Below are 12,221 nucleotides of genomic sequence, written 5' to 3'. Positions count from 1 at the left end.
CCGTAGGCGTAAACAGAGACGGGGGTATAACCCCCGTCGGAAGCCTTGTGCCTCAACGGCTCAAGGCTTTCGCCCCGCGCACGAATGTGCGCGAACAATACCGCCTTCGGCGGTTGGCGCGCTTCGCGCTTCCTTTCCAGAGAATGACACGACAGTACCAGCCGGATCTGCTGGCAGTTTGTTCCGTCGGAACAGACCAGCCAGTGGAATGAGTAGTTCGCTCCATAGCAGTACCGCTCGTATGAAACGACCGTGGGCATCGGTTTATCTGCCCTGTGCCTGGGCGAGATCCCCAGCGTTGGCCTTAGCATGCAGAGCTAATTAAAAACTGCGTTTCACTTACCACCGAGTACGGACGGGCCAGCAACACGTTGATTAACAAGATCATAAGGAGCACACGATGCGCTCAGAGCGGACTAATCCGGATTCCCGGAATTTTGGTCTCCGAAGTCGCGATATGGGCAAGGCAGGCCTGAATGCACTGAAGGAAGGTATGAAGAGTTTCCAGTCCATAGCCACGATCCACGACCGATGGAGCGTGTTTAGCGACTGGATTAAGTCCGAACAGGGCATTAAGGACATGCGTGATATAGAAAAGGCTCATTTGATCGCTTATGCGGCGCACCTTAATGATCGCTACGAGCGGGGAGAAATCGCGCCATCCACGGCGCAGAACTACCTGAGCGCAGTGAATCGGGTGTTGGAGATTGCGCGAGGCGACCGGCAGGTACGTGTAGACCCCGTCTCCGAGGGTGGACTTCCAAAGCGCTCAGGCATCGCCACTGGCGACCGGAGTGTTTCGGAGGTGGCCCATTATGCCGCAATGGGGGCGGCCTCCGAGCGCCTTGGGGCTTTGCTGGAACTACAGCGTAATTTTGGTCTGCGGTTCGAGGAATCGGCCAAGCTGGATGCTGCCAGGGCACTAAGAGAGGCCGAGAAAACCGGCTCCGTGAGCATAAAGGATGGCACCAAGGGGGGCCGGGCGCGCACTGTTCCGATCACCAGTGAGGCTCAAATTACGGCGCTCCAGCGGGCCGCCGCCATACAGGATGGCCGCAGCATGATTCCTACTGAGCAGAATTATCGCGAGTTCCGGCAAGAAGCCTACCGGGAGATTGGCCGCCATCCGGTGAACTTCCATGGTGAGCGGCACCACTACGCTCAAACCCGCTACCGGGACCTGCTGGGCGCGGAATGCCCGGTAAAAGCAGGAATAAAGCATGGCCGCGCCCATCATGAATACCTTGCCAAGGAACTTGGAGTATCTGTCGCCCACGCCAGGATGCTGGACCAGGAGATCCGGTCGGAGGTTGCGCGAGAGCTGGGCCACGGTCGTATCGACGTAACAAACTCCTATCTGGGGTAAGTAATATCAGGAGGAACCAATGGAAAAATGGGTTAGAGAAAGATCACATGTCTATGTCCGCCATGGCGGAAAGACCGCAAGGCGGGCGATGGTGAAACGTCTGATAGCGGCCCTGGAGGACATTGCGGCCAATGAGAAAGGCGTCAAATCCCCGTCCCAGGTCGGAAGAGCCCATATCCACAGATACTATGCCAGGCACCAGAGGCTGAGCGCGACGACATTGCGCGATCACTTCTATGCGTTCCGACTCCTGTGGGAATTGCTTGGTCGCGCTGGCGATCCTCCCCGGCCAAAAGATGGTGGAGCGCCGGGTTAGTCCTCACTCATGCCGATGTGACACCTCTGGTCATAGTCATAGGAGTCCTGGAATCCTCCATCCCCCATCGGTCCAATACCTAAACCACCTGTCGAACGAGAGTCGAGATAAAGGTGGAGATCATCTTTTTTCCGACGATGTTTCCGTCCTCGTACACCCTCTTGGCGTACAACTTTAACCATTTGCACCGCGAGAAAACTAAGCAGGACAACAAGAGCGGCTTGCCAACTGAAATAGGCCACACCCGCCCAGAACACTATTGATGCCCAGATACTCCGATGAACCAGTAACAGGAATCTTCCGCCCCAAACGACAAAGGGAGCTAACGCAACACCAAGCCCCCAAGGCGTATCAGTCATCATAGCTATCCCGAGAAGTACCACTCCCAGCAGAAGAACATTGGCCACATGTTTCATACCAACCCCCTTGCTCTTTACCGCCAGTTTACCATGGCATCAAAAAATGCAACTGTGAAATCGAGAACTGCTCTCATTACTGCCCGCTAAGGCGTTCTTCCGAAGCCGAGCCAGGCGAAAGATACCCAAGATCACCAACAACACGAGTGCCATACCAAGCTTATAGGCAGCGACAGCCAGACCTAGGATAAGCAGAATCAGAAGCCCTATATTCGCCAGATGCCGCATCAACTTCTCCCTTCAACAAAGTTCCTTCATCTCAATTATTGACCTATGCGCCCAAAAAGGGCAGTTCCAGCGAGTATCCCCCGACGCCTTGGCTGTTACAGTGTTCACAACTTCAGCCTCAGGCTGAGTGAGCGCGATAGCTGGTCGCCAAAAACAAACAGCAAACTTAAATCCTTCCCTTAACCGAGGGTTCTCCGGTTAAGGGAGAACCCTCAAAGAAATTTGAGGTGTTGTATGTCAAAAATCGAAGTTAACGGTCTGATTCTGCCACTAAATGATGCGCATGTTCATCAACGGCGTGGGGTAACAGCCGCTAGAACTGAATCTGGCGAACCACTTCATATCACCGTATTGCGGTGTCTTGATGGTCGTCATACGAAAACTTACTGCGGATTGGCGAGAGCTGATAACTCAGAAGACTTCGTGAAAATCATGGAATGGGGTGACAAATTTGAACCAATCGCAGATTGGTTCAATACCGTCCAATAATTCCTTTCCTATCCCGTAACCGGGGTTCACCGGTTACGCGGTGTAGCCCCTTCAATTCCAAATTAATTGGAGGTGTTTATGTACTTTTCCACTTTCGTTTTGATCATGATTGTTACCGTTGGCGTCATTGCTTTCGGAGCTTCCATCGTTGCCAAGCTATTAAACGCGGCGTCGATGGCGGTATATCGGTCCTTGAGAAAAACGCGGCCCGTAGGGGTCGTCAGTCCGCTGGCTACTGTCAGCAGTTCATTGAACGGAGAATGGTTGAGAGCTACCTCCGGTAGCAATCAATCCGGCGTTTTCGATGCTATTGAATGCGCGCCGCTTGAAGGGGAACTGGTTGCTGAGCGAGCTGCAATTGCTTCCAACAAGAAGTTCTTGTCGGCCAAGGTGTGAATGACCTTTCAGAACGATAGCCCTTTTTATCTTAAATCACCCTGCCGGGTACTTTGCCCGGTTGGGCTAAGTCCCGGCGTTTAAACTCTTGGAGAATGAAAATGCTGGGACAAACTCAAAAAGAAATCCATCAATTCGACGTATGTGGCCGCGTGTATTACCGCGAGGTCAATTACACCGGGCAAGAAGGCGAGTTGGTGGCTGAAACGGTGGAGGCCTTATCTCATGACGAGGCGGAAACCGTGTTTCGAAACAATCTGGTTGAACATGCTCGTGAGTTCAACCTGACCGTGGACCGCGTCGAAATTACGTTCACTATCGATTTGACGATTGCTGAAAGTGATAGCGATGAACCGTTCTTGGTCCATTAATCGCAAAACCCTCAGGGGAAGCCCTGGGGGCTTCCCCTCCTGCTATTTATGGAGGAAAAATGGAAGAGACAACCACAATCACCACTGAGTTATCTGATCGCCATGCCTGGGCTTTGGCTCAACTTGTCAAGCGCATCGGCTGGAACGAAGTTCGGATCAATGCGGTGGATGACGACGATGCGTATCTGATGAGAGAGGCTTTATCTGCATTGCAGAAGAGTCTTGCTGAATCGGGATATGCGCCTCGGTAAAAACTCTACCAGAACGCTGGGATTGTCCAAAATGGGCAGATCCAGCGTCTTTGCAGAGCCACTTAGATTGGTAATATTGAAAAACCTTTCAAAGGAGTATTTAAACATGACATATCACTTACACCTTAACTTTGAAAATAGAGAGTACTTTTTATCAGATGGAGCTTGGTCAACTGAAGAGACCATTCAAGGCCTTCTTCTTCCTATCGCAGCGCATCGTGCTGCTGATGAAAAGGACGCATGGAGCGCGATTGATGAAGTTAAATCCTTGATAGATGAAGTGCTAATCAAAGTTGATGTTGAGTGGAACGACAGGATGACCCAAAAGCCGACAATTATTTATCAGGACGGCGTTAAGTCTCTGATTTCTAAATTGCAGAAGGAGTTTTTTATCAACTCATTCTGGGCTTATTTTAACGGTAAGAAACGTACCGCTCAGGCAGAACTGAACCTTGAGGAGGCATTTTCTACTGAACTGAAGCAGCTTGAACATGAGGGCACCTTTATTTTTAAAGGTGTAGATAATTAAACGGCTTTGTGCCCCTGAGGCCATAAGTTAAACGGGTGCTAGAGATTACGATGCAGCGCATGTTGTAATAGTTTCTTTAGTTCGACCGGAATAATCAAAGGGCCAGCTTGTCTGGTCCTTTGCTACTTCTAGGGATAGGAATCTACTGAATCGGTTTCATTATCCAGCTTGGCCGTTGCTTGCTCATCCAAGAGGCGGAGCATCTCTGATGCCTTGCGTTTGGCCTCGGCCACAACTTCGGGTTTCTCCTGCTCCAGGAGTTGCTCTAGTGTTCTTGACACTGGAATACCTCGCTAGTTTGGTTAAAATCTGATTATAGAACGTTTGGATAGAGAGGATGAGTATCATGGATGCATTCACAATTGCCATGCTGAGTTTGCTTGCATTTTTTACCGTGGTGACCTTTGGAAGTTTGTATCTCTATAACAAATCCCGGAAAAACGGTTCTGAGCGTTGAAGCACTTGCGTGACATGTAGCGCACCCACATTGCATCATCTATGAACTTTCACATGTGAAAGTTTTCCGTCGGTCATGGCCTCGACCGCCTCTTCATCCAGATCGATACCTGCCATGGACTGCCCCCTGTAGGTGAATCTGGACCACCCGGCAAGCTGGAACACCCCATGAGGCACCTCGTCATCATCTCCCAACCAGGTACGTAGCCGGAGATCGATAACCCAATCACCATCGCCCTCCAGTTTTACCCAGCAGTGCGGCACTACTAGGTCGCCATGTTTCTCGTCTTTTACGTAGCCTATGTAGCTCCGGTGGGGAATGCCGCCTTTCCGAAGCAGGTGGCTGATCACATACGTCATGCCATCACAGTAGAGGCCGGTCTCCTCCAAAGGAAGCAGACCGATCTCCAGGGCATCATGCCACACGCTCATCCTTGATCCGGTGTGATGAATAGTTCGGCCTTCCCTGTTGTCAGGATCACTGGTGCCGTGTAGCCGTCAGTATTCAGCTTTTGCGATGCAACAAAGATGAATGCCCAGGCTGGAAGCTCATGGCTGATGCCTGCAAGCAACTGGTTCTTGTCCAAGTTGGAACCTTTGGGGATGTTCACCTTTATGCGGGAGTAATCCGCTTCATCATTTGCGTAGAAGCCATAGCCATTTTGCCCGGCCATCAGGAAATCAGGCACTTTTCGTGGCTCTTCCGTGGGGGCATACACGGTCGTGGCCACATAACAGGATTGGTCATAGTCTCGATTGGCACTTTCCCAGTCAGGGCAACCATGTTCGGGATCGACAATTCGCACCGAGGAAAAAATGTACTCCGACACCAGGGGAAGGTCCTGGTGTAGATTCCTGTTATCGACAATGTATTTGACATTCGCCTGCTGTAAGGACTTCTCAATGCCATCGAGCAGGGTGTTCGACATCAGTTCCCAGGCTTCTCCGGCATCACCTGCTTGTGTTTCCGGAATCCAGCCAAATACGCTGTCTCGCTCCATAACGCCCTTTGGTGCAAAGGCACTGGTTAACAGACCCAAGCCCAGTGACTTGCCCCAGTCCAATCCAAGCCCATGTCCGGAATTGAAAAGCAGTGCGTCACCCGTGACATCCCATCCCTTGCTCATAACGCCGTCTCGTTGGTCCCTGGGGATGTCGTAATCCCTGGCGTCGTAGAGGCCTCCGGCCTGGGCCAAGTTGTAGGCGCGGCTATGGTCTCCCTTGTATTGGTAGCTGCTTGTCGTCGTTGCGCAGCCTGAAGCCAGTCCGGCTGCAAGAATTATTACGGTTAGTTTCTTCGTCATTGAGGTTTCTCCTATAGCAATGGAATCAGGTTGCCATAGGTCTTCAAAAACGCAATAACATGCAGGCATCTTATTGAAAAAAATGGAAATATGTTCTGAACGGACAAAGTTGGGATAATTGGGTAAAACGCCAAAATTGGGCAGTTACAGAGTCGTGGTAAAGAGGATTGAGCGAATAGGCTATCTCCAAATTTCGGGAGAATACGCCTATGTTTACAATTCACTCCATCGGGGACTCGGCATTCTTGGAGCAAATCCTGATTGCGGTGTCCATGATCACTGGTACCGGGGACTTCGAGAAAATGGTCAGCATTGGCTTGCTGCTCGGCGTGCTCATCATCTGTATCCAGTCAGTTTTTCAGGGAGCAAAACAAATCAACTTCCAGCAGGTCTTGCTGGGCTGGGTCATTTATGCCTGCTCCTTTGGGCCGACCACGACGGTTGCCATTGAAGACGCCTATACTGGCGAGGTTCGTGTTGTTGCCAACGTCCCGCTATTGGTTGGCTTTGCGGGCGGGATGATCTCCAATGTGGGATACACCATTACCAACCTCTTCGAGACCGGATACGGGGTCATCGTACCGAACGTTACGGAAAGCCACTTCTCGGAGACTTTAAAGCTGCTGAATGACGTTCGCAGAAGAGCTTATGATACCGGAGTCTTCACCGCTCTCAATGCGGCTAATGGCGGTGGATACGTCGATGTGCGCCTGTCCTGGAACAACTACATCCGTGAATGCACACTGACCAAGGTTGACCTTAAACTGATGTCTCTGGATGAACTTATGAATCGTCCTACCGAGACAGCACTTCGGTTTAACTCCCAGCTCTATGGAACTCGCCTTTACCTTTCTGCGGGTAATCCTGATGGGGCTGATTACACCTGCACTGACGGGTGGGTCGCCATCAGTAACGCCACTGCAAATTTGAATAGCCCTGTGGTGGTTGACGCCTTGAACAACTTGCTGGGAATTGATACCAGTGCCGGCGATGACGCGATCACCAAAATCGGCGATTCACTGCAAGCTATGGGAGCTTCGACAACATCATCCATCGATTATTTGAAGGCAGCCGTGCTGGAGCCCCTTTACTACGAGGCTGCAGCTGGTCGCTATCAGGACTTGCAGGACTATGGCTCCGCGCTGATGATTAACCAGGCCATTCAGCAGAGGAATACCCAGTGGGCGGCGGAACAGTCCATGTTCATGACGGTGGTTCGCCCAATGTTGACCTTCTTCGAAGGGTTCATCTACGCCATCACTCCGATCATTGCCTTTATCATCGTAATGGGGAGTTTTGGTCTCCAACTGGCGGGCAAATATGTACAGACCATCCTTTGGATTCAGCTTTGGATGCCAGTTCTGTCCATTATCAACTTGTTTGTTCACACGGCGGCATCCAAGGAGATGTCTAGCCTGAGTAGCTCCGGGCTGGACTCTATGTATGCGCTGTCATCGACAGGTGACGTGCTGCAACACTGGATCGCAACGGGTGGGATGCTGGCTGCGGCTACGCCGATCATTTCCTTGTTCATCGTCACTGGTAGCACCTATGCCTTTACCAGCCTAGCCTCGCGCATCAACGGCGGCGACCACGTAAACGAGAAAATGCAAACGCCTGATCTTCTGCAGCAAGATCCGGTAATGAAAGGCCAACCGGCGTTCTCGTATAACCAGTTCAGTGGTGCCATGGCCTCAGGAGCTGAGTCGCTTGTCGATAAGGTGAACATCGGACAAACCCTGAGTTCAGTGGTTAGCAGCAGCCAGGCCGCATCTGCCCAAGCTACGCGGAATTTCTCCGAACAGCTATCAAACTCGGTTTTCTCCGGGGCATCGGCTGAACAGAGCTACGCCAGGTTGCAGGGGTTGGGCCAAACTCTTAGGGCATCCGATTCGAGTCAGGCCAAGGCAATTTACGGTCAGGCTCAGGATTACGCACGACAGTACGGTTTGTCCGAAACACATACTGATGCCATAGCTGGTGCCATAGCTATGAAGGCTTCAGGATCAGTTGATGCAGGTAAGCTTGCTGCGGTGATTGGTGGGCCAATAGGTCGAATCGCTGCGAAGTCAGGAGCAGTTGGCAAAGACGCACCATTGAAAGTACAGGGAGATGTTTCGGGATCTGCTGAGTCCAGAACGATGGATCAGCGTCAGCAACTGACCACGGATCTGGATAAACTGGCAAAGAATTTGGGCTTTTCCAAGGATGATTCCGCAACGTTGACCCAAGATCTGGCGCGACAAACCAACACCGAGTCAGGCCAGCGGTTCACCAATTCATTGGGTGAGGAACAACGCGAGCAACTTTCCCAATCCGCGACACAAGCCGTTAGCGCTCAAAATACGTATCAGCGCCTTTCCTCCGCTCAAAGTTCAATTGGCACGGCTAGTCAAATGGATATGCGGGCATTGGCGGCCTCTACCGTCGGTAGTCCAGCCGCAAGCACCATGTTACAGAATGGAATGCGTATGGCGTCGCCAGAGACTCGTCAGACCGCTGCCGAAAAAGCACGGTTTTATCAGGCACTGGGAATGGACTCCGCGCAGGCGTTAGCCGGTGGACAAATATACGCGCTTTTGAATTCAGGCAAGGGAGTCGAGCAGGCTGTTGCGGCTGAGGCTATCTCGGCGGCTACTGGTGGTGTCGTCACACAGGGTGTGGGGCGGTTTAACGAGAACCAGTTGCTTGTCCAGCAAGCTCCGGCAATCACCGGCCTTTCCAACACCCAGCAACTCCAAGATCCCAGTCGTATGAACGAGAGGCAGCGTACCCAAGCCTATGGCAGTGTGCCTAGCGAAAAGGCGGTTTTCCAGCAGCATGACAAGAATATGAGCCGAGTACAGGACGTTCATGCCAATCAAAAGGAGTCGTTCCAGGATGAGCGATTGGGGTCACTGAGAACGCAGATAATGAACTCCAATGTAGAACCATCCACCGCATCCAATATCTTTGCTTCGTCTGAAGGGGCTGGTCGATTCTTCGACAAGATCGTTGGCGGCTCAGGGGCGGCCATGGATGGATTCTCAAATGACTTTGCCAACTCGATGAACCAACTGGCACGGATGACGCCCGAGCAGCGTGATCAGTTTATTGCCGACGCACATAAGGGAGATCAGTACATCAAAGATCAGTACGGCCTTCCAGGATTCTTGGCTACTGGTGCGGCCAACCTGGGTAGGGACATTATCGGAGCAGGCGTATCCGGTTTCTATGCAGCCAAGGAATGGCTCACTGGAAAATCGGATCTATCCGAGGCGGCCAAGGGCATGTCGGTTCGCGAGCGTGGAATGTTCTTCGCGGCAGCGCTTGCTAGCGCGAGCGAAGCAGGTGCAGAGCATGCAGAGGCCTTTGTGCAGCAGTACGGAGATGAGTTTCGTAATTTGGCCATGCAAACCGCGATACAAGAGCATGGTCTCCATTCGGATGCGGGTGCACAGTTGTTTGCATCGTCCATACTGGGCGCAAGTGATGGAAAGGAGCAGGAATATCGGGCTCAACTCCGGCGTGAAATGGGGGATGACGCCTTGGCAAACAAAACAGCGGATATCATTGAGTCAGCTGCTGGAGCCGGACGAGAGCAGGCCGGGGGGTATCTGGCACCAGTTTCGCGCTATTTTGCAGTTAAGCAAGGAGGTGGTTCGTGAATACGGCACTGGTCCAACTGAAACTTCGGGAACGCCAGCTTCAGGACGAACTGGAACAGGTATGGGCAAGCATGGATAGCCTGCTGGAAGCTCATGAAGTGTGCGGTCCTATTACTCCGACCTTGGTCATCAATACACTGAAACTGATGATGCTGGAAGGATACGGGGATTGGCTTGTAACTCCAGTGGAGCGAACTGGTGATGTCTTGGTGACCAGCGCTGAAGCCTTAAAGGTCGCCAGTATGGAAACCGGTATTTGTCAGCATTTATTGAGGGGAATGCTTAGTCGGGCCCAGCACCTCCCTGTACTCGCTTGCAGGAATGGCAAACTAATCCTTCGAGTTGAAGGTTAATCACATTACCAGCGGGGAAGTTTGGGAGAGGTCAGTATCATACTAAAATGGCCGTGTTCACATCGGGGACGCGGTTATTTCTAACATGCATATTCATCAAAATCAGCCAAACATAACTTACCACTTTCTTGCGTTCATACTTGACCTATTTCTGCTAATCGCAGACTATGAGTCTTAGTTTAAAATTTAAGGTGTGCTTAGTGAATTATAATTGTTTAGGCTTTATTTTATTATAAGAATTAAAAGGCAACTTCTTGAAATAACACTATTAAACATTTAATTGGAGTTTAGATGTTAACTAAGTTGAAAACAATTGATGATTTACATTCAAAAAATATCTTAAAAAACCCATTGGAACACTTAAATATCAATTGCTTTAGACAGTTTCGTGAAAACTTAAGTATCAATTTCGATCATCCATTGACTATTTTGGTTGGGAAAAATGGTTCAGGAAAGTCAACATTATTGAAGCTCATTATGTCTATGGCTAAAGGGAGAACACCGCATGACTACTTCTTTGAGACTGAATGGGACCAATTTAATGACCAAGGTCTATCAGAGTTTAGTTATAAACTAGATGGCAATAATTGTAAGGAAATTAAAACTAGATACTCTGGTTGGGTTTTCTCCGAAGCCGAACAGACCTTTAGCACGGACAAGGAAATAAAAATTCACTTAGAAAAAAACACTAATGGGAAATCATTTTCCAAAATCATTGATATACAATTTAAGTCATTGGTAGGCTCATTTGAAAAGAATACTTTTTTTGACAATCAAACGTCGACATCGGATTTAAAATCAAAAGTCGATTATGCAAAGAGAGTTACAAAAAAAGTCCAACAGTCAATAGACACAAAGAATAATAATGGCAGAAAGGCCAAGTTAACTATTGTTAGTAGAAAAAATATTGAAATAATTAACAATATTTTGGGCAAAAGCTACACTGAAATAAAAATAATTGAACATCGTTTCTTCAGTGGCACTTGGGGTACTAGCATTATATTTAAGTCAGATAGCATATATTCTGAAGCAAACTCTGGAAGTGGTGAATTTATTGTCGCCAATATAGTTAATAAGTTATCATCAATTCAGTCTGGTTCAATACTTTTATTAGATGAGCCAGAGCTATCTCTACATTCAAGTGCTCAAAAAAGGCTTCTCTCATATTTCCTTGATTTAATAATCAAGAAGAAAATTCAAATTATTATCTCTACACACTCTCAAGTTTTTGTAGAACACATACCAAGCAAATGTATTAAAAACTTCATTCCTGATAAATTAGGGAAAACATTTATTGAGCAAGGTGTAAACTATCTCAATGCTTTTGATAACTTAGGCATAATGTTTGACTGCGTTACAATTATTGTAGAAGATGATTTAGCGAAAAAGATATTAGATAAAGTAGCATTGAACGAAAATTTGAGCAGGCAGTTTAATATAAGATATTTTTCTGGAGGTGCATCCAGCATAAAAACCTCATTAATTACAACATTTTCCAAGGTTGATGATGCTGAAAAATTCATAGTTTTTGATGGTGATATGTTCAAATGTAATGTGGTTGATTTATCATCAATCCCCGAAATAGATAAAACAGAAGATTACCTTAAAGAGCAGATAAAACTAATTACTGGCATTAACATTGAAAATTTTCCATTTCATGTTGATGGAGGAGAACAAGGATCAAATAAAGAGCAGAAGGTTGATTTGTATAAGCGGTATATTAAATTCTTCAAAGAAAGAGTTAAGTTTTTGCCAAAGCAAATACCTGAAGATATAATTTTTGATCGTGATTATGTCTTATGCGCATTTTCATTTTCAGATATTAATCGGTTAGATTCAATAAAAAATAGCAAAGGAAAATTTAAAGAACTCTCAGAACAAACCAGCATTCCTGTTGATTCACTCTATGATTTATTTATCGGTTATTTTATATCACAAAAGACTAACAGCTCAGAATATTTAACTATTTCTGAGTTACTTCATTCAATATTGTCATTGAGTAAAGGCATAAAGTAAAAATCTTTCCTAATCTGACAGAGAAATTTAGTATTGTATGCTTTCAAAAAGAGGAATTAAGTATGACACTTTATTCCTCCCCT

The 12,221-nt window shown here is 48.3% G+C and carries 12 protein-coding genes; 9 read left to right on the top strand and 3 right to left on the bottom strand.

All coding sequences use genetic code 11. The features are described from left to right. Nucleotides 1-400: 400 nt before the first annotated feature. Nucleotides 401-1,366 (top strand): integrase domain-containing protein, encoded by a 966-nt coding sequence (locus FE240_RS17950; RefSeq protein ID WP_170827681.1) that lies wholly within the window; start codon nucleotides 401-403, stop codon nucleotides 1,364-1,366. 312 nt (nucleotides 1,367-1,678) lie between these two features. Here the strand turns inward: FE240_RS17950 and FE240_RS17945 are convergent, their stop codons facing one another. Then, entirely contained in the window at nucleotides 1,679-2,098 is a 420-nt protein-coding gene (locus FE240_RS17945; protein WP_074561536.1) for a permease, read from the bottom strand. A 462-nt stretch (nucleotides 2,099-2,560) separates the two neighbouring features. Between FE240_RS17945 and FE240_RS17940 the strand changes: the two genes are divergently transcribed. From FE240_RS17940 to FE240_RS17920, 5 genes are all read left to right on the top strand, one after another. Continuing rightward, a complete protein-coding gene (locus FE240_RS17940) occupies nucleotides 2,561-2,815 on the top strand; it encodes a hypothetical protein (RefSeq protein ID WP_074448774.1) in 255 nt (84 codons plus the stop codon). 78 nt (nucleotides 2,816-2,893) lie between these two features. Continuing rightward, nucleotides 2,894-3,211 (top strand): hypothetical protein, encoded by a 318-nt coding sequence (locus FE240_RS17935; RefSeq protein WP_069140149.1) that lies wholly within the window; start codon nucleotides 2,894-2,896, stop codon nucleotides 3,209-3,211. 101 nt (nucleotides 3,212-3,312) lie between these two features. Then, nucleotides 3,313-3,582: a hypothetical protein gene (locus FE240_RS17930; protein ID WP_069140165.1), complete on the top strand. Its 270-nt coding sequence runs from the start codon at nucleotides 3,313-3,315 to the stop codon at nucleotides 3,580-3,582. Nucleotides 3,583-3,641: 59 nt separating this feature from the next. Continuing rightward, nucleotides 3,642-3,833, top strand: coding sequence for a DUF7706 family protein (locus FE240_RS17925; protein ID WP_069140150.1), 192 nt, complete (start codon nucleotides 3,642-3,644; stop codon nucleotides 3,831-3,833). 106 nt (nucleotides 3,834-3,939) lie between these two features. Then, nucleotides 3,940-4,362, top strand: coding sequence for a hypothetical protein (locus FE240_RS17920; protein ID WP_069140151.1), 423 nt, complete (start codon nucleotides 3,940-3,942; stop codon nucleotides 4,360-4,362). Nucleotides 4,363-4,854: 492 nt separating this feature from the next. Here FE240_RS17920 and FE240_RS17915 read toward each other — a convergent pair whose 3' ends face one another. Continuing rightward, nucleotides 4,855-5,250, bottom strand: a complete 396-nt coding sequence (locus FE240_RS17915; protein ID WP_069140152.1) for a hypothetical protein — start codon at nucleotides 5,248-5,250, stop codon at nucleotides 4,855-4,857. After that, entirely contained in the window at nucleotides 5,247-6,122 is an 876-nt protein-coding gene (locus FE240_RS17910) for a hypothetical protein (RefSeq protein ID WP_069140153.1), read from the bottom strand. The genes FE240_RS17915 and FE240_RS17910 overlap by 4 nt, the downstream gene beginning before the upstream one ends. A gap of 209 nt (nucleotides 6,123-6,331) precedes the next feature. Here FE240_RS17910 and FE240_RS17905 point away from each other — a divergent pair, with 209 nt between their 5' ends. From FE240_RS17905 to FE240_RS17895, 3 genes are all read left to right on the top strand, one after another. After that, nucleotides 6,332-9,769, top strand: a complete 3,438-nt coding sequence (locus FE240_RS17905; protein WP_069140154.1) for a conjugal transfer protein TraG N-terminal domain-containing protein — start codon at nucleotides 6,332-6,334, stop codon at nucleotides 9,767-9,769. Then, on the top strand, nucleotides 9,766-10,122 hold the full coding sequence (locus FE240_RS17900) for a hypothetical protein (protein ID WP_069140155.1): 357 nt from the start codon (nucleotides 9,766-9,768) through the stop codon (nucleotides 10,120-10,122). Before FE240_RS17905 ends, FE240_RS17900 begins: the two co-directional genes overlap by 4 nt. A gap of 291 nt (nucleotides 10,123-10,413) precedes the next feature. Further along, the gene (locus FE240_RS17895; protein WP_074448775.1) at nucleotides 10,414-12,138 is read left to right on the top strand and encodes an AAA family ATPase; all 1,725 of its coding nucleotides are present in this window, start codon (nucleotides 10,414-10,416) and stop codon (nucleotides 12,136-12,138) included. Nucleotides 12,139-12,221: the final 83 nt, after the last annotated feature.

It is taken from the genome of Aeromonas simiae (assembly GCF_014892695.1).
Lineage (GTDB): Bacteria > Pseudomonadota > Gammaproteobacteria > Enterobacterales > Aeromonadaceae > Aeromonas > Aeromonas simiae.
This window is presented reverse-complemented; position numbering and strand designations above follow the sequence as displayed.